Raw genomic sequence first — 17,117 nt, forward strand, 5'->3', positions numbered from 1 at the left:
AATTTAGTAATATAAATCGTCTGTCCTCAGGTTTAAGAAACGCTGTGTCGCAAAATAGGTGCTCAAAAAAGAAATGAGTATTCCCAGGGTGAAGACTCCAATAAACAAGCCGCCCAGCAGTACCTCATCCTGCAGTAATCCCAGTTCCGGGAAGTTGAGGTCCAGGTAATACAGGCTGGCCCCGAGCATGAGCAGGGCGAGAACCGCGCCAAGCATACCAAGGCGCAGGTTAGTCCAGATAAAGGGTCTGCGAATGAACATCTTCGTTGCTCCAACCATTTGCATGGTCTTTATGATAAATCGTTTCGAATAGATAGAGAGCCTGATAGAGCTGTTGATCAGTAACACGGCTATACCGGTGAACAGGGCGCTGGCGACAAGGATCCAGAAGCTTATCCGTTTTACATTTTCAGTAAGCAGGGCGATCAATGGCCTGTCGTAGCTCACCTCCTCAACGTAGTCTTTTTCGGCCAGTTCTGCTGCGATCTCCTCGATCTGGAGGGTGCTGACATAATCTGCTTTCAGGGTGATGTCTACCGAATTCTTTAACGGGTTTTCACCCAGGAATTCCATAAAGTCTTCCCCGATCTCTTCACTGTACGCCTCCGCTGCTTCTTCTTTTGAAACATAGGTAGAGGTGCGTGTGTATTCTGCCAGGGCGAGGCTCTTCTGCAGTTGCTCTACTTCTACCTGTTTGGCATTGTCTTTCAGGAACACGGAGATGGTGATCTGTTCCTTGAAATGATCCGCAAGTTTCTTGGTATTCAGCACCAGGATACCCAGGGCTCCCAACAGGAAAAGTACCAGCCCGATGCTGAGTACCACGGAAAAGTAGGATGATATTAATTTTCGTTTCTGGTAACGTTCAAAAGCTTTGCTCATGGGACATATGAATGGCGTAAAAATAGGAAAGTAAATTGAATAAACTTATTTTTGCGCCTCACAGAACGGAAATAGAAGACATGAGTTATACGTTTAGGGAAATAGAAGACAAGTGGCAGGATTACTGGGCTAAAAACCAAACATTTAAGGCGGGTGAATCACGTGAGAAACCCAAATTCTACGTGCTGGATATGTTCCCCTATCCCTCCGGGGCCGGGTTGCACGTAGGCCATCCCCTGGGATATATTGCCAGCGACATCTATGCTCGTTACAAACGCCATAAAGGTTTTAATGTTCTTCACCCTATGGGCTATGATTCCTTCGGTCTGCCTGCTGAGCAATATGCCATCCAGACCGGCCAACACCCTGCCCTGACTACCGAAGCTAATATAAAACGATACAGGGAGCAGCTGGATAAGCTGGGGTTCTCGTTTGACTGGAGCAGGGAGGTGCGTACCTCTGACCACAAATATTACAAATGGACCCAGTGGGTCTTTATCCAGCTTTTTAATTCCTGGTATGATAAAGAGGCTGATAAGGCCAGGCCAGTTGAGGAATTGGTGAGCATTTTTGAAAGATCAGGAAATACTGCTGTATTAGCTGCCTGTGATGAGGATACACCCCGGTTTGATGCCGCAGGATGGAAGGCTATGTCCCAGGAGGAGCAGCAACAGCTGTTATTAAAATACAGGCTGACATACCTGGCTGATACCGAAGTGAACTGGTGCCCCGCCCTGGGAACCGTTCTGGCGAATGACGAGGTGATCAATGGTCTCAGTGAAAGGGGTGGTCATCCGGTGGTACGAAAGAAAATGACTCAGTGGAGCATGAGGATCACGGCATATGCTCAAAGACTCCTTGATGGGCTGGAAAAAATAGACTGGCCACAACCGCTCAAAGATGCCCAGACCAACTGGATAGGCAGGTCTGTAGGGGCCTCGGTTACTTTCTACACCAAACCTGTGATGGATGACGGGGAATCTTATCCTATTGAAGTATTTACAACAAGGCCTGATACTATTTACGGGGTTAGCTTTATGACGCTTGCCCCCGAACACGAGCTGGTGGATAAGATCACTACCCCCGCACAACGGGAAAAAGTGGAAGCTTATGTAGCCGCTGCAGCAAAACGCTCTGAAAGGGAGCGGATGGCAGATGTGAAACGCATAACCGGTGTATTTACCGGGGCTTATGCTATTCATCCGTTCTCCAAGGAACCCGTCCCGATCTGGATCGGGGATTATGTGTTGGCAGGTTACGGAACAGGAGCAGTGATGTCTGTACCCTGTGGAGACCAGCGCGATTATGATTTCGCCAAGGAATTCAATATCCCGATTCCCAATATCTTCCGCGACGTGGATATTTCCGAAGAGGCCCACGCTGACAAAGAGAATACCGTGATAGATAATTCGGATTTCCTGAGTGGTCTCAGTTACCGTGAAGCCAGCAAAAAAGCGATTGAAGAACTCGAAAAAATTGGCCAGGGCCAGGGTAAGGTAAATTACAGGCTGCGCGATGCCGTCTTCAGCAGGCAGCGTTACTGGGGAGAACCATTCCCTGTTTATTACAAGCAGGGTCTGCCATACATGCTGGATGAAAAATACCTGCCCCTTCGTCTGCCGGAAGTGGAAAAATACCTGCCTACAGAAACAGGTGAGCCCCCGCTGGGGAATGCTACTACTTGGGCCTGGGATGAGGAAGCCGGTAAAGTGGTGAGCAATGATAAGATCGATCATAAAACAGTATTTCCCCTGGAACTGAATACCATGCCCGGGTGGGCGGGCAGCAGCCAGTATTTTAACCGCTATATGGATCCTCATAACGAGGAGGAAATCTTTTCCCGGGAAGCCATTAATTACTGGAAGGATGTCGACCTGTATATCGGGGGGATGGAACACGCTACCGGCCACCTATTGTATTCGCGTTTCTGGCAGAAATTCATGTATGATCTCGGCCTGGTTCCCCAGGATGAGTTTGCACGTAAACTGATCAACCAGGGAATGATCCTTGGAACAAGCGCATTTGTCTGCCGCTGGAACATGCCGGGTGCCAAGGTGCCGGTGATCGTCAGTGCCGGGGTCGTGGAGAAAATTAAAAAGGATGATCTTAGCCTGGAAAGGATCTCAGACAAGATCCGGGACCTGCTGGGACCCCTGCTTGAAGAAGGCGAAAAGGAAGCTGGTGGGGAGCCTCATTTTACACCCCTGCATGCCGATGTCTCCCTGGTTAATTCCTCGGATGAACTGGATGTGGAAGGATTCAAGAAGTGGAGACCCGAATTCAGCGAAGCTATATTTGTAAAGGAGGATGACGGCGTATTTAAAGTGACCCGGGAAGTGGAGAAAATGTCCAAATCCAAGTACAACGTGGTGAATCCCGATGCTATTTGCGAGGAGTACGGAGCCGATTCGCTCAGGATGTACGAAATGTTCCTGGGGCCACTGGAGCAGGCCAAGCCATGGAATACGGCCGGGATTACCGGGGTACATGGCTTTCTTAAAAAGTTGTGGCGCCTCTATCACAGCGGCCCGGAAGACAGTTTCAGTGTCAGTGATGCACCCGCCTCGGCAGATGCGTTAAAAAGCCTGCATAAGACGATCAGGAAGGTAGAAGAGGATATAGAGAATTTCTCTTTTAATACCAGCGTTTCTACTTTTATGATCTGTGTAAATGAACTGAGCTCACAGAAATGTAATTCGCGCGAAATTCTGGAGCCGCTGGCCATACTGATCTCTCCGTATGCACCGCATATCGCGGAAGAATTATGGGAAAGGCTTGGGCACCAGGGATCTATTGCTGCAGTAGATTTCCCGGTATTCGAAGAAAAATACATGGTAGAACAGAACAAGGAATACCCGATCTCATTTAATGGGAAAATGCGGTTTACTATGCAGTTACCCCTGGATATGGATAAGAAGCAGATCGAGGAGGCTGTTATGAACCATGAGAAAACTAAGGCGCAGCTGGATGGAAAAACACCTAAGAAGGTGATCGTGGTGCCGGGCAAGATCGTCAATATTGTCGCCTGATCAACAGAACTCATTTATCTATAAAAAAACCCGGAGCTGCTCCGGGTTTTTTTATGCTTGGTTAATTACAATAAACTTATACCCCCCCATAATAATCATGTCATAAGCCTAAATATTGATTAATGTTTTGCATTAACCCCTATTAAAACTGATGCAATATTATAATAATTATTGTTTTTTGAGGAACACCCCCTGTATTTTGTCGATTTTATTTTTCTCTTCAGATAGATTATCGGATTTTAGAGTTATTAAAACCAAACGATATGAAAATAGGGGTGCCAAAAGAAATCAAGAACAATGAAAGCCGGGTTGGGATGACGCCGGCAGGCGTTTTGGAACTGACCCGTGCAGGTCACGAGGTAAGCATTCAGTCCGGTGCAGGAGATGGCAGCGGATTTTTTGATGAAGATTACCGGAAGGCCGGTGCCCGTATCCTCGGGACTATAGAGGAAATCTACAGGGAGAGTCAGATGATCGTAAAAGTAAAAGAGCCTCTCCCGGAAGAGTATCCGATGATCCGGGAAAACCAGGTGGTATTTACCTATTTTCATTTTGCCTCCAATGAAACCCTGACGCAGGCGATGATAGACAGTGGTGCGATCTGCATTGCGTACGAAACAGTGGAAGACCCGGATGGAAGCCTGCCCTTGTTGACCCCTATGTCTGAAGTTGCAGGAAGGATGGCAATACAACAGGGAGCACGTTACCTGGAGAAACCGGTCAAAGGTAGAGGGGTGCTCCTAGGGGGAGTGCCGGGGGTGGCGCCCGGGAAAGTGCTGGTCCTGGGTGCCGGTACCGTAGGGATACAGGCGGCAAAAATGGCTGCAGGACTTGGGGCACACGTGACTATCCTGGATGTGAATATGAAACGACTGCGTTATGTGAATGATGTGATGCCCAGCCACGTGGTGACCGAATTCTCTAATGAATATAACATTCGCAGACATATCAAAACCCATGATCTCATCATCGGCGGGGTACTTTTAAAAGGGGCCAAAGCCCCGAACCTGATCACAAGGGATATGCTCAAGGAGATGAGACCGGGGACGGTGATGGTTGATGTGGCCGTGGACCAGGGTGGCTGCATGGAAACTACCCACCCAACTACGCATGAAGATCCGGTATATATAATTGATGATGTGGTTCATTACGCGGTAGCTAATATGCCCGGTGCCGTGCCCCATACTTCTACTGTAGCCCTGACCAATGTGACGCTCCCATACATACTGCGAATAGCCAACAAAGGATGGGAAAAGGCCTGCCTGGAAGATGACGGTCTGCGGAAAGGCCTGAATATAGCCGGGGGAGAAGTATTATATAAGGAAATTGCGGCAACATTTGCAACCGCTGTATAATGACAGAAACGTACATTTTGTCAGTAACTTTCCCGCTACTATTTATTTGGCTGGATTTTTGCTAATAGAATTGTTGAATGGAAGAAGATCCAGAGGTTTGAAACCGGAAACTTCGTACCTTTAACCTGATAAATTCTATAGCAATATGATGATGTATTATATACTGATCGGAGCCATAGCCTTGGTGAGCTGGCTGGTCAGCAGTAAATTAAAAAGTAAATTCAAGCATTATTCCAAAGTTCACCTGCGCAACGGGATGAGCGGCGCTGAGATCGCGGAAAAAATGTTGTCAGATCACGGGATAAGGGATGTTAAGGTGATCTCTACCCCGGGGATGCTGACGGATCACTATAACCCCAAGAATAAAACAGTTAACCTGAGTGAAGGTGTATACAACCAGCGGAATGCTGCTGCAGCTGCCGTTGCTGCCCATGAATGCGGGCACGCCGTGCAACATGCTCAGGCCTATGAGTGGTTGACCATGCGTTCCAAACTGGTGCCGGTGGTAAGTGTTACCTCGGGGCTTTCCATGTGGGTCGTCTTCGGAGGACTCATGCTCGGCGCTGCTGCCGGGGTGGGCCTGGGATTCTATATCGCGGTGGCAGGATTGGTCATGATGGGGTTTGCAACCCTGTTCAGCTTCATCACCCTCCCAGTTGAGTACGACGCAAGTAACCGGGCGCTGGCCTGGTTAAAGAATCAGAATATAGTTACCCAGGAAGAATATAAAGGTTCGGAAGACGCGCTTAAATGGGCGGCAAGAACTTACCTGGTTGCTGCTATAGGTGCCCTGGCTTCCCTGGTCTATTGGGGGCTACAGGTATTTGGCGGCAGGGATTAAGCTGTTGCTGTATAACAGATAGAATAAAAGGAAAGACCGGCGATCAGATACTGATTTGCCGGTCTATTTGTTGGTTGAGGGAAATAAAGGTCTCCGTCCTGGAGACACCTTCAATCTGCTGGATATCTTTGTTGAGTACGTGCATCAGGTGCTCATTGTCCTTACAGAGAACTTTGATGAGGATAGACCAGTCGCCCGTGGTATAATGACATTCCAGTACTTCGGGAATCTTTTCAAGGGCTTTGACTGCCATTGGATTGCTCATCGCCTTATCCAGAAAGATTCCTATATAGGCCATAGTGGTATATCCAAGTACTTTGGGATTGATCACGAATTTGGATCCCGCGATCAACCCGGATTTTTCCAGTTTCCTGAGTCTTTGATGGATAGCTGCCCCGGATATTCCTATATGCCTGGCAATCTCCAGGATAGGCTTGCGGGCATCTTCCATAAGATACCTTAGGATCTTCTTGTCTATGCCGTCAATTTTTACCGAATTGTCATCAGATTTCATATTCTCCTTCTGGTTTTACGGTAAATATACTATAATTACTTACATAACTTAACCGGCTACGGAATCAGGGTTGTATCCCAGGTAAGGGACCTTGTATTCGTTAAAGATGACGCCGTGTTGCTCCAGTTCTTTAAGGATGGGTTTGTAAACTTCCTTGCTGATGGGGATCTGTACTCCGGGAGTGGTGATCACTTTATCCAGGATCAGTAAGGTGGCAATAGCTACAGGTAGGCCCACGGTCTTAGCCATCGCAGTATGCCTCCTGTTCTCGCCAATGACCACCATATTAGAGTCTATCTGTTCTTTCTTGCCGTTGAGTTCGTAACCAAACTTATGATACATCACGATCATATCCTTGTCATCCTCGTCCAGGGTCCAGCTGTCTTCCAGGATAACCTGCAGCATTTGGGCAGGACTGGCATTCTTTAGCCCTATTTTTTTATCCTTATCAAACAGGTTCAGCTCTTCCAGTTTATTCCACATGATATCGTCCTGGTCTATTTTAAGGTAGTGACGAAGTTTCAGTTCCACACTATCTGTAGGGGAATAGGGGAGGAAGAGGTTGGTGAATTCACGGTAGGTCATATTCTCGGAATTTTCAACCTTATAACTGTCATCAGTCATCCCCAGCTGAACAAACATATTCCAGGCCTTGGAAAAACCTATCCTGCGCATGGTCCCCCGGTAAAGGGTAAGGGCATCTTTTAGTCCGTAAGCCTCCCGGTATTTCAGGGAATCCCGGTTGGCATAGGCCTCGAATGTGCCGTAGCCCTCGATCTCCATAAATTCTGTACGCCGGAATAATTTATGGTAGGGGATATATTTATATGTTCCTTCCTGGTAAAATTTCGCAGCTCCTCCCTGCCCTGCCAGCACGACATTCCTTGGGTTCCAGGTGAATTTATAGTTCCAAAGGTTGGTGTCGCTCTCCGGAGCTACGAGGCCTCCGGTAAACGATTCAAATAGCAGCATTTTACCACCTTTTTCCCGTATACCATCGATTACATGCATTGCGCTCATGTGGTCTATACCCGGATCCAGGCCGATCTCGTTCATGAAAACCAGCCCCTTTTGCCGGACCTCTCCGTCCAGTTCCTGCAGGGCATCACTGACATAAGATGCAGTGACCAGGTGTTTTTTAAAGTTCAGGCAATCCTTCGCAATATTGATATGAAGGTGTGCAGGCAACATGGAAACCACTATATCAGCATTCTGCACTGCGATTACCCGTTGATCTTCTATAAATATATCCAGGGTGATAACCGAACAACGGGGGTGAGAACGAAACTCCTGCGGTACCAGTTCAGGGTTGAGATCACCAATAGTGATATGCAGGTCTCTCTCTTCGGCTTTATCAATAAAATAATCAAGTAGGTGGGAGGTGGATTTTCCGGCTCCGACAACAAGAATATTACGAGGCATAATGAATAGATTTTTTAGGTTTTACACGGCAGTATCAATGGGAGTTGCCGTCTGGATTAACAATGGCGGCAGCCAGAACCTTTAAGAGGGCGTAGTATGGCCGGCCGCGTGATTCAATTCATTTTTTCGTTCAAAACGAACCCTGACGAAGGTATCAAATTGTTACATTTGCCTAAAATTGGCTTGTTAAAGTTATGAACAAAACAATTCTGCTGACAGGTACAGGTTTCGCACTACTCGCTGTGATCCTCGGAGCATTTGGCTCCCACGGCCTGCGGGAACTGCTCGATGCCCGGTCGCTGTCAGCGTACGAGACCGGTGTGGAATACCAGATGTACCATGCGCTATTCCTGATCATTCTCGGGGGAACCGATTTCCTCGGGGATAAACATAAGAAGGCCGTATTCTACCTGGTAACCTTTGGGATCCTCTTATTTTCTTTCTCGCTCTATATTCTTGCAATTGCCAAAGCCATGAATGTTGATCTGGGGGCTTTGGGTATAATTACTCCTATTGGCGGGACTTTATTGTTACTGGGATGGCTGTTACTGGCTATCCGGATTTTTAGGCAGTATGCCTAAACATTGACTCTAATCATTATGATTACACTATATTATTGCTAATTTTGCACAACTAAAAACAAGTTAGGTATGAGCACATCCAACCCGACGACGAAATCGATTTCGTTAAAGGAATACGGAATTAAAAGTGAAAATGTACATTATCAGCTTTCTCCCTCAGAACTGCACGACATAACCATTGATAAGGGGATGGGACGGGAAGCCGATTCAGGCGCTCTCGCAGTCAATACTGGTGAGTTTACCGGTAGGTCGCCCAAAGACAGGTTCATCGTGAAGGACAAGATCACCGAAGATAAGGTGTGGTGGGGAGATATTAATATCCCTTTCAGCAGCGAAAAGTTCGATGCATTATATGATAAGGTGATCAACTATCTCGATGAGAAAGAATTATTCGTACGAGACTGTATTGCTTGTGCCGATGAAGATTACCGCCTGAATATCCGCGTGATCAACGAGTATCCCTGGTCCAACCTGTTTGCATACAATATGTTTTTGCGACCAACAGAGGATCAGCTTAAAGACTTTGACCCGGAATGGACGGTTATCAATGCACCCGGGTTTAAAGCAGATGCCGAGATAGACGGTACGCGGCAGCATAACTTTGCGATCCTGAATTTTACTCGGAAGATCGCCCTGATAGGGGGGACCGGCTATACCGGTGAGATCAAGAAAGGGATTTTCTCTGCCTTGAACTTTATCCTGCCTGTAGATAAGAATACGCTTCCCATGCATTGCTCTGCCAACGTGGGAGAAGAAGGAGATACAGCGATCTTCTTTGGTCTTTCCGGAACCGGGAAAACAACCCTCTCTACAGATCCCACCCGGAGACTGATCGGGGATGATGAGCATGGCTGGACAAAGGATAACACCGTCTTTAATTTTGAAGGGGGATGCTATGCCAAAGTGATCAACCTGTCTGAGGAGAGTGAACCCGAAATCTATGGAGCGATCAAGAAAGGGGCTATCCTGGAAAACGTGATCATGGATGACAATGGCAAAGTAGATTTTGCTGATACCTCCATAACCCAGAACACCAGGGTTAGTTACCCCATTTATCATATAGATAACATCATGGAGCCATCTATTGGCGATAACGTGAAGAATATCTTCTTCCTCACTGCCGATGCGTTCGGGGTATTGCCTCCGATCTCTAAACTGACTCCAAGCCAGGCAGCTTATCACTTTATGTCAGGTTACACTGCTAAGGTAGCTGGTACCGAGGCCGGGGTGGTAGAACCTGTCCCTTCCTTTTCTGCATGCTTCGGGGCGCCTTTTATGCCGCTCCACCCTGCTAAATATGCAGAGATGCTCAGTCGCAAAATGAAGGATTCAGGCGTTAATGTATGGCTGGTGAACACAGGTTGGACCGGTGGTCCTTACGGTGTTGGAACCAGGATGAAGCTAAAATATACAAGGGCGATGATTCATGCAGCCCTTAACGGGGACTTGGGCTTATACACTTATGATACCTACCACATCCATTCGGTATTCGGAGTCGCACAACCAAGACAGTGTCCCGGAGTGCCTACAGAAGTACTTTCTCCCAGGACTACCTGGAATAATGATGAAGCATACTATAAGACCGCTTTTAAACTGTCTAATGCTTTCAGGGAGAATTTCAAGAAATACGAATCGGGTGCCAGTGAAGAAATCCGCAGGGGAGGACCACAACGGTATGCCTTTTAATCTGAAGATTTAGAGAATGTAAAAAGCCTCCATAAGGAGGCTTTTTTTATTGTCTTGTAGTGGATTTACTTACTTCTTATTAACGCTGGTAATATATTTCTGCAGCGCCATGGTCATAGACGGAGTCTCGGGGGTTGGAGCCTGGATATCGATCCTGAGTCCTGCATCTGTAGCGGCCTGTACGGTCGAATTTCCAAATACCGCGATCCGGGTGTCGTTCTGTTCAAAATCCGGGAAGTTCTGTAGCAGGGATTCTATTCCTGAAGGGCTGAAGAATACCAGGATATCGTAGTATACGTTTCTCAGGTCAGACAGGTCGCTGATCACTGTTTTGTAAAAGATTCCTCTTTTCCAGTTCAGCTTAAGCTCGTTCAGACTTTCCGGGACAATGGGTTTTAGTACATCCGAGGATGGAAGCAGGTAGGATTCGTCCTTATATTTCTTTAAGAGGGGAACCAGTTCTGCGAAAGTCCGTTTTCCCACGTAGATCTTTCGTTTCCTGTACACGACGTACTTCTGCAGGTAGTAAGCAACAGCTTCGGACTGGCAGAAATACTTCATGGTATCCGGTACCTTGAAGCGCATTTCCTCAGCGATCCTGAAGAAGTGGTCGACTGAGTTCCTGCTGGTCAGGATTATGGCTGAGAAATTATGAAGGTCGATTTTCTGCTGCCGAACATTCTTGGCATCAACGCCCTCCACGTGGATGAAAGGCCTGAAATCTACTTTCACCTTTTCTTTTTCAATCAGTCGTAAATAAGGCGAATTCTCCATTTTAGGCTCCGGCTGCGAAACCAAAATTGTTTTTACCTTCATATGAGCATCATTTGGTTAGAGCGTTCACAAATATCACGATTGGTGCAATTTCGAGTGCGCAAAGGTACAAAATAAAATAGAAAAACTTCGTTGTTATTTCTTTTTGATAGTTTTTTAGAATAGTGATCCAACCTACCAAATTAACAGCTATGACAAGGAAAATGGTCAAGTAAATCACAACCCTGGAATCTTTGAAAATATACACCAGGCAGATATTCCCGAGGAAAACAATAATGCTGCTGTAAAATAGATAAGACAGTTTTTTAAATATTAGTTCCGAGACCAGTTTGTTATTGTTAAAGAAAAAGCCGTTTGCGAGCTGTAAGAATAATTTGACCAGGGAAAAAGTGAGTAACAGGCCAAAGATTACAATATACAGGAAGGGGAATATCTCTTCTGCGGGATCCTGCCAAAGCGGCCTGCACAGGTAAATGAATAAGGAGAAATTCAGTAACTGGAAGATGCCAAACAGGATATTGAAACCGTTCCAAAGTCTGTCCTTCTTATTGTACATGAAAATGTACTTATTGTTGAAAGGCAGGATGATGAAATTAAGGAACCGCGCATAGGATACCTGCTTCGCGATCACGGCAAAGAACAGGCTGGAGAAGATCACCACGGTGATCCAGTCGGTAGATACCAGGGCTCTGCTTATGGGTTCCATGTTTCAAATTTTATATTCTTCCCATTGATAGCCCAATATAGATTGTTTTCTGCAATAGTGATCTTGAAATAGCCGGGATCGTCTATGGGGGACTCAGGCATTTCAAAATAGAAGCTGGTGGAGTCTTTGCCTTTCAGCAATGTTTCCCCTTCCTTAACGGGTCTCACCTGCAGGGGCAGTATCTGCTTAACCTGCTTGTAATGGTTGAGGAAGGTAATCCCGAATTTCAAAGATCGCATGGGAATGGATTGAGGGTAAGGATTATAGACCTTCAACAAGGCCAGGCCGTCTCCGGGCTTGCCGGCGTCTTCCACAGCAGTGGACAAGTTCCTGAAAGACTGGAAATCATCTATATATTTTCCGTACAAAGTGCGCCCCTTGGCGTTTTGATATACCACGTCACCTTGTTTATAGGTCTTGGCGATATAGAGTACCTTTTTACCGCGCACCCGCTCTTCGGAGCCATCAATGGTATATTGGTTCTGCCGGTACTGTACGTTGTTCAGGGAGAATGATGGGATGCCGGAATAGAATTCATACATCGGGGCTTCCCGGTAAGAGTTTTCGAATACAACCGGGGTATCCCCGATCTGCGACCTGATGGCCTCCACCCATTCCCGGTTGCCATGGGTTTCAAAAGTAATGGGAAACAGCGGCGGGTAGACCAGCCCTATACGCAGGAATCCCATGATAACCAGGTTGGCGATCCCCATGCGCATGATCCATTTCCTGTCTACGGGTGATGCCAGTATATGGTTGTAGACGAGAACGGCCATGGGAATACAGATCACTATGATCCACTGGGTCTGTACCCTTCTCTGGAAACTGGAGATAAAAAAGAAGATCAGTACCCCGTATACCAGGTATAAAAGCGCTTTATTAAAAAGGTCGGTAGATTTGGACTTGAACAGCGATCGGTAGATCCAGGGAAAGGTGAGTCCAAATAAGGCGACAAGGTTAATAAAATATCCCAGGGTGAAATCATTAAAATCATAGGCGCGGTTTGGCCTTTCATAAAGATGGTATTCCAGGGAAACAAAATTATTCTCGTAGAGCCAGAAAAAATGTGGGCTGTAGCACAAGAGGGCGATAACAACAGCCATCCATGCTTTGCCATTCTTAAGCAGTCGCAGGTTAGACAGGAGTACAAAACCGATGACCAGCACTGCATGGTACTTGCTGTACATAAGTGCAGCCATTACCACTCCTAAACAAAGGGCTAAGAACAAGGTGTCTTTGGCAAGAAACTTCTTGTAAAGCCATAGGAACAGGGCGGTAAAGAAGAGTAAGGGAGTGTCGGGAAGGGTAAAGAAACCGTAAGCATTTAACAGGGTCATGGAGGTGACCAACACAAAGAAATGCCAGACATACTGTTGTTTTTTTACAGAATCGATCATCAGCCAGAGCAGGTAGAGCGTAGCTGATGAAAGTATACAGCTCAGGAAACGGACACCAAGTTCCCCGTCAAAGAAAAAGTCACTGATCTTAATCATTAATGCGACCATGGGCGGGTGGTCAAAATAACCCCAGGCCATATCCTGTGCATAATACCAGTAATACGCTTCGTCAAATAAAAGTTCAGTGAAATGGCTCTGAACCATATTCACTAATAGCAGCAGGCCCAGGAGCCATAATAACAAGGTAGGTGATTTAGATTTCATCCGGTTTTCAGATTGGCGTCAAAATTACAATTTATTGATTGGAACCGCTTGTTTAAAGAAACGATAAAATGTGCGGGGTATTTCTCAAACCCTATTTTAAGTACTATTTTTACCCAAATAATGCGAGTGCATGGCCGACTGCTTAGTGATCATCCCGACCTTTAACGAAATTGAAAATATAGAGGCAATTATCGATGCTGTCTTTGAGCTGGATAAGGGTTTCCACGTACTGATAGTGGACGATAATTCTCCTGATGGCACTTCCGAAAAGGTACGGGAGATGCAGAACAGGTACCCCGGAACTTTACACCTGGAAGTCCGCAAAGAGAAGTCGGGCCTGGGAACGGCTTACATCCATGGTTTTAAATGGGCACTTGCCAGGTCCTATCAATTTATCTTTGAGATGGACGCTGATTTCTCCCATCGGCCTTCAGATCTTCCAAGGCTGCTCAGGGCATGTAAGAACGGGGCAGATTTGGCTATTGGATCCCGCTATACTAAAGGGGTGAACGTTGTGAACTGGCCTTTGTACCGGATCCTGCTTTCGTACGGAGCCTCTTTTTATGTTAAGCTGATAACGGGAATGCGGGTGCATGACCCTACAGCGGGATTTATCTGTTACAAGAGAAAGGTCCTGGAAACTATAGACCTGGATGCCGTTAAGTTTATCGGCTATGCCTTCCAGATCGAAATGAAATACCGTGCCTATCTTAAAAAGTTTACCATAGATGAGGTAAACATCATCTTTACTGACCGGGAAAAAGGGAAGTCGAAAATGAGTTCTTCTATCATCTGGGAAGCTGTTTTCGGGGTGATCAGCATGAAAGTTCGCAGCCTGTTTAATCGTAATGGTTTTTAAAATGAAAAAGATCCTTTTAAAGAATGCAACAATTATCAATGAAGGCACCCGGACCGAGGCAGACCTTTTGATTGACGGGAATCGGATCAGCAAGATCGGGAAAGACCTTAGTGACCCTGCTGCCGAAGTGATTGATATCAAGGGAAAATTCCTGCTGCCGGGGATCATCGATGACCAGGTACATTTCAGGGAACCGGGACTGACACACAAGGGTGATATTGCAACAGAAAGCAAGGCAGCGGTAGCCGGGGGGATCACTACCTATATGGAGCAGCCGAATACCCAGCCCCAGACCACTACAATTGATCTGCTGGAAAAAAAATTCGGCCTGGCCAGCGGCCGGTCTTACGCGAATTATTCTTTCCTTTTCGGGGGCACCAATGATAACCTCGAAGAACTGAAAAGACTTGATAAGAATGCCTGTTCCGGGGTGAAACTTTTCCTGGGATCCTCTACCGGCAATATGTTGGTGGATAACGAGGAAGTTATTGAAAAGATTTTCCGTAATACGGAGATGGTGATCTCTGCCCACTGCGAGGATGAATCTACCATCAGGCGCAACCTGGAGATATATACAGCTAAATTCGGGGATGATATTCCCGTAAAATACCACCCGGTCATCCGCAGTGAGGAGGCTTGCTACCTCTCTTCATCTAGGGCCATCGCACTGGCTAAAAGTACAGGTGCCCGTCTGCATGTGTTCCACCTGTCTACCGGGAAAGAAACAAGTTTATTTCGGAATGATATCCCGCTTCAGGACAAGAAGATCACCGCAGAAGTCTGTATTCATCACCTCTGGTTTTCCGATGCCGATTACGATTCCAAGGGAACCCTTATCAAATGGAACCCCGCGGTTAAGACCTCCCGTGACCGGGATCAGTTGTGGGATGCCCTGTTAGATGACAGGATAGACATTGTGGCTACCGACCATGCTCCTCATACCCTGGACGAAAAAAAGAATCCCTACACCAAGGCCCCGTCAGGAGGACCTTTGGTGCAGCACGCCCTGCCGGCCATGGTGCAGAAATCGAGGGAAGGCAAGATCAGCTTTGAACAAATTGTACAGAAAATGTGTCATAACCCGGCAATACTTTTTCAACTGAAAGAAAGAGGGTATGTTAGGGAAGGATTTTTTGCTGATCTCGTGGTGGTAGACCCGGAAAAGAGCTGGCGGGTAGAACCGGGCAATCTCTATTACAAATGTGGCTGGTCTCCTTTTGAAGGAGTACAATTTGACAGCGCTGTCACGCATACCTTTGTCAATGGGAGCCTGGTATATAATGAGGGGAAATTTTCTGATGAAAGGCCGGGACAGCGATTAACATTCAACAGGTAATTATGAAATTCAAAGGGCTATATATATTCTTGCTTTTATGCTTAGCTGCCTGCGGGGAAGAAGTAATTGAGCAACCGGAAAACCTGATCCCGGAAGAGAAGATGACCGCTATCCTCTACGACCTGGCCATTCTTAACGCGGCTGATGGGACTAATCCTTCGGTATTAGAAGATCGCGGAATCGAAACGATGTCATTCTTATACCAGAAATACGAGATAGACAGTGCTCAGTTCGTGGACAGTGATATCTATTACGCTTCCAAGCCCCTGCAATACCAGGGTATGTACGAGAGGATCGAGGCGCGTATCAAGAAGGTGAAGAAGCAGATGGAAGATGAGAGGAAAAGAAAGACAGACAGCATAAAGAAAGCTGCTGAAGCGAAGCAGAGCCCCGTCAAAACAGGTCAGGAATAGATTATTTCCGGTCTTTCAAATATTTTTCTGCGGAGAAGGTAATGATCGAATCCAGGGATTCGTAAGTATAGTTCAATAGCGCTGTAATTTTCGTATTATCATACAGGACCTGTTTGTCAAGTGACGCCACTCGGTCTCGGGTCAGTTTTCTCTCCGCCCCGGTGAATTTAGCGCGAAACCAGTCCAGTCTCCAGGCAATTTTCAGCACCCATAACGGGATTTTCTTTCGAGGGGGTCGATGACCCAGGGCTGTGGATACCTTTTCCAGGAGTTGCTTATAACTCATGTTCTCTGCTACAAGGATGTATTTCTGGTTACGTTCTTTCCGTTGCATCATTGCGATCATGATCTCCGCCACATCATTCACCCCGATCACCCCGGTTCCCCCGGGAGGGTAAAAGGCAGACCCTTTTCCGGCTATCCCGAAAAGTCTTCCGCTGCTGCGGTCCCACGAGCCCGGGCCGATGATCAGTCCTGGGTTAACGATCACCACCGCGAGTCCTTCCTGTGACCCCCTCCAGACCTCCATCTCTGCCCCGTGCTTGGTCAGGGCATAGACATTGTTTACCGGGGTGAGCAGTTCATCCTCTTCGTTGGCCATCCTGGTGTCCAGGGGACTTCCGATGGTAGCAATAGAACTTACATAACACAACTGCCTGACCCCCATGGCAAGGCACACATTCACGAGGTTGGCTGTCCCGGTTATATTCGCCCGTCTGAGTGCGAGGTAATCACCGGGGTCAAAGGAGACCAGGGCCGCACAATGATATACGGTCTCTATGCCCTGCAGGGCCATTTCCAGGGACGGGATATCCATCAGGTCCCCTTTGACCCACTGGAGATCTTTCTTAAGTTCTTCGGGGGAGTGCCCGTAATATTCCCAGGTATTATATACTTGTTGAAGGCTTTCCGGCTCGCGGTACAGGGCGCGGACCCCCATTCCTTTATTAAGGAGGTGTAAGAGCAGGTGAGAACCTACTAATCCTGTTCCGCCGGTCACAAAAATCATGGCCCAAATGTACTTAATTCGTGTGGAAATCTCCCCGTTCCGGGGATTC

15 protein-coding genes are annotated in these 17,117 nt (G+C 47.0%); 8 read left to right on the forward strand and 7 right to left on the reverse strand.

Annotated features, from left to right (window positions below; genetic code table 11):
- Nucleotides 1–3: 3 nt before the first annotated feature.
- Complete coding sequence (locus CLV82_RS05120; RefSeq protein ID WP_133643204.1) at nucleotides 4–882, reverse strand: cell division protein FtsX; 879 nt, start codon at nucleotides 880–882, stop codon at nucleotides 4–6.
- 80 nt (nucleotides 883–962) lie between these two features.
- Here CLV82_RS05120 and CLV82_RS05125 point away from each other — a divergent pair, with 80 nt between their 5' ends.
- The 3 genes from CLV82_RS05125 to CLV82_RS05135 all read left to right on the forward strand — a co-directional run bounded on the left by CLV82_RS05125 (nucleotide 963) and on the right by CLV82_RS05135 (nucleotide 6,107).
- Nucleotides 963–3,911 carry a leucine--tRNA ligase gene (locus CLV82_RS05125; RefSeq protein WP_133643470.1) on the forward strand — a complete coding sequence of 983 codons (2,949 nt, stop codon included), beginning with the start codon at nucleotides 963–965 and terminating at the stop codon, nucleotides 3,909–3,911.
- A 263-nt stretch (nucleotides 3,912–4,174) separates the two neighbouring features.
- Complete coding sequence (gene ald / locus CLV82_RS05130; protein ID WP_133643205.1) at nucleotides 4,175–5,266, forward strand: alanine dehydrogenase; 1,092 nt, start codon at nucleotides 4,175–4,177, stop codon at nucleotides 5,264–5,266.
- Nucleotides 5,267–5,411: 145 nt separating this feature from the next.
- Nucleotides 5,412–6,107 carry a zinc metallopeptidase gene (locus tag CLV82_RS05135; RefSeq protein WP_133643206.1) on the forward strand — a complete coding sequence of 232 codons (696 nt, stop codon included), beginning with the start codon at nucleotides 5,412–5,414 and terminating at the stop codon, nucleotides 6,105–6,107.
- 43 nt (nucleotides 6,108–6,150) lie between these two features.
- Here CLV82_RS05135 and CLV82_RS05140 read toward each other — a convergent pair whose 3' ends face one another.
- Entirely contained in the window at nucleotides 6,151–6,621 is a 471-nt protein-coding gene (locus tag CLV82_RS05140; protein ID WP_133643207.1) for an Lrp/AsnC ligand binding domain-containing protein, read from the reverse strand.
- Between the two features lie 48 nt (nucleotides 6,622–6,669).
- Complete coding sequence (locus tag CLV82_RS05145) at nucleotides 6,670–8,043, reverse strand: saccharopine dehydrogenase family protein (RefSeq protein WP_133643208.1); 1,374 nt, start codon at nucleotides 8,041–8,043, stop codon at nucleotides 6,670–6,672.
- A 194-nt stretch (nucleotides 8,044–8,237) separates the two neighbouring features.
- On the opposite strand from CLV82_RS05145, the gene CLV82_RS05150 reads away from it, so the two are divergent.
- Nucleotides 8,238–8,624, forward strand: coding sequence for a DUF423 domain-containing protein (locus CLV82_RS05150; protein WP_133643209.1), 387 nt, complete (start codon nucleotides 8,238–8,240; stop codon nucleotides 8,622–8,624).
- Nucleotides 8,625–8,693: 69 nt separating this feature from the next.
- Nucleotides 8,694–10,310, forward strand: coding sequence for a phosphoenolpyruvate carboxykinase (ATP) (gene pckA / locus CLV82_RS05155; RefSeq protein ID WP_133643210.1), 1,617 nt, complete (start codon nucleotides 8,694–8,696; stop codon nucleotides 10,308–10,310).
- 69 nt (nucleotides 10,311–10,379) lie between these two features.
- Here the strand turns inward: pckA and CLV82_RS05160 are convergent, their stop codons facing one another.
- From CLV82_RS05160 to CLV82_RS05170, 3 genes are read right to left on the reverse strand one after another with little or no spacing between them, the layout of a single operon-like run.
- A complete protein-coding gene (locus CLV82_RS05160) occupies nucleotides 10,380–11,126 on the reverse strand; it encodes a uroporphyrinogen-III synthase (protein WP_133643211.1) in 747 nt (248 codons plus the stop codon).
- A gap of 7 nt (nucleotides 11,127–11,133) precedes the next feature.
- Nucleotides 11,134–11,790: a DUF4271 domain-containing protein gene (locus CLV82_RS05165; protein ID WP_133643212.1), complete on the reverse strand. Its 657-nt coding sequence runs from the start codon at nucleotides 11,788–11,790 to the stop codon at nucleotides 11,134–11,136.
- Complete coding sequence (locus CLV82_RS05170) at nucleotides 11,778–13,451, reverse strand: ArnT family glycosyltransferase (protein WP_133643213.1); 1,674 nt, start codon at nucleotides 13,449–13,451, stop codon at nucleotides 11,778–11,780. The genes CLV82_RS05165 and CLV82_RS05170 overlap by 13 nt, the downstream gene beginning before the upstream one ends.
- A gap of 130 nt (nucleotides 13,452–13,581) precedes the next feature.
- On the opposite strand from CLV82_RS05170, the gene CLV82_RS05175 reads away from it, so the two are divergent.
- From CLV82_RS05175 to CLV82_RS05185, 3 genes are read left to right on the forward strand one after another with little or no spacing between them, the layout of a single operon-like run.
- Nucleotides 13,582–14,310, forward strand: a complete 729-nt coding sequence (locus CLV82_RS05175) for a polyprenol monophosphomannose synthase (protein WP_133643214.1) — start codon at nucleotides 13,582–13,584, stop codon at nucleotides 14,308–14,310.
- 1 nt (nucleotide 14,311) lies between these two features.
- Nucleotides 14,312–15,646, forward strand: a complete 1,335-nt coding sequence (locus tag CLV82_RS05180) for a dihydroorotase (RefSeq protein ID WP_133643215.1) — start codon at nucleotides 14,312–14,314, stop codon at nucleotides 15,644–15,646.
- A gap of 2 nt (nucleotides 15,647–15,648) precedes the next feature.
- A complete protein-coding gene (locus CLV82_RS05185; RefSeq protein ID WP_133643216.1) occupies nucleotides 15,649–16,059 on the forward strand; it encodes a DUF4296 domain-containing protein in 411 nt (136 codons plus the stop codon).
- A gap of 1 nt (nucleotide 16,060) precedes the next feature.
- Here the strand turns inward: CLV82_RS05185 and CLV82_RS05190 are convergent, their stop codons facing one another.
- The gene (locus CLV82_RS05190; RefSeq protein WP_133643217.1) at nucleotides 16,061–17,068 is read right to left on the reverse strand and encodes an NAD-dependent epimerase/dehydratase family protein; all 1,008 of its coding nucleotides are present in this window, start codon (nucleotides 17,066–17,068) and stop codon (nucleotides 16,061–16,063) included.
- Between the last annotated feature and the right edge of the window lie 49 nt (nucleotides 17,069–17,117).

The sequence above is a fragment of the Zeaxanthinibacter enoshimensis genome (assembly GCF_004362865.1).
Taxonomy (GTDB): domain Bacteria; phylum Bacteroidota; class Bacteroidia; order Flavobacteriales; family Flavobacteriaceae; genus Zeaxanthinibacter; species Zeaxanthinibacter enoshimensis.

What these genes read in the sequence shown, in the direction of transcription:
- CLV82_RS05120 (WP_133643204.1), bottom strand. Translation starts at nt 882, where the DNA reads ATGAGCAAAGCTTTTGAACGTTACCAGAAACGAAAATTAATATCATCC.
- CLV82_RS05125 (WP_133643470.1), top strand. Translation starts at nt 963, where the DNA reads ATGAGTTATACGTTTAGGGAAATAGAAGACAAGTGGCAGGATTACTGG.
- ald (WP_133643205.1), top strand. Translation starts at nt 4,175, where the DNA reads ATGAAAATAGGGGTGCCAAAAGAAATCAAGAACAATGAAAGCCGGGTT.
- CLV82_RS05135 (WP_133643206.1), top strand. Translation starts at nt 5,412, where the DNA reads ATGATGATGTATTATATACTGATCGGAGCCATAGCCTTGGTGAGCTGG.
- CLV82_RS05140 (WP_133643207.1), bottom strand. Translation starts at nt 6,621, where the DNA reads ATGAAATCTGATGACAATTCGGTAAAAATTGACGGCATAGACAAGAAG.
- CLV82_RS05145 (WP_133643208.1), bottom strand. Translation starts at nt 8,043, where the DNA reads ATGCCTCGTAATATTCTTGTTGTCGGAGCCGGAAAATCCACCTCCCAC.
- CLV82_RS05150 (WP_133643209.1), top strand. Translation starts at nt 8,238, where the DNA reads ATGAACAAAACAATTCTGCTGACAGGTACAGGTTTCGCACTACTCGCT.
- pckA (WP_133643210.1), top strand. Translation starts at nt 8,694, where the DNA reads ATGAGCACATCCAACCCGACGACGAAATCGATTTCGTTAAAGGAATAC.
- CLV82_RS05160 (WP_133643211.1), bottom strand. Translation starts at nt 11,126, where the DNA reads ATGAAGGTAAAAACAATTTTGGTTTCGCAGCCGGAGCCTAAAATGGAG.
- CLV82_RS05165 (WP_133643212.1), bottom strand. Translation starts at nt 11,790, where the DNA reads ATGGAACCCATAAGCAGAGCCCTGGTATCTACCGACTGGATCACCGTG.
- CLV82_RS05170 (WP_133643213.1), bottom strand. Translation starts at nt 13,451, where the DNA reads ATGAAATCTAAATCACCTACCTTGTTATTATGGCTCCTGGGCCTGCTG.
- CLV82_RS05175 (WP_133643214.1), top strand. Translation starts at nt 13,582, where the DNA reads ATGGCCGACTGCTTAGTGATCATCCCGACCTTTAACGAAATTGAAAAT.
- CLV82_RS05180 (WP_133643215.1), top strand. Translation starts at nt 14,312, where the DNA reads ATGAAAAAGATCCTTTTAAAGAATGCAACAATTATCAATGAAGGCACC.
- CLV82_RS05185 (WP_133643216.1), top strand. Translation starts at nt 15,649, where the DNA reads ATGAAATTCAAAGGGCTATATATATTCTTGCTTTTATGCTTAGCTGCC.
- CLV82_RS05190 (WP_133643217.1), bottom strand. Translation starts at nt 17,068, where the DNA reads ATGATTTTTGTGACCGGCGGAACAGGATTAGTAGGTTCTCACCTGCTC.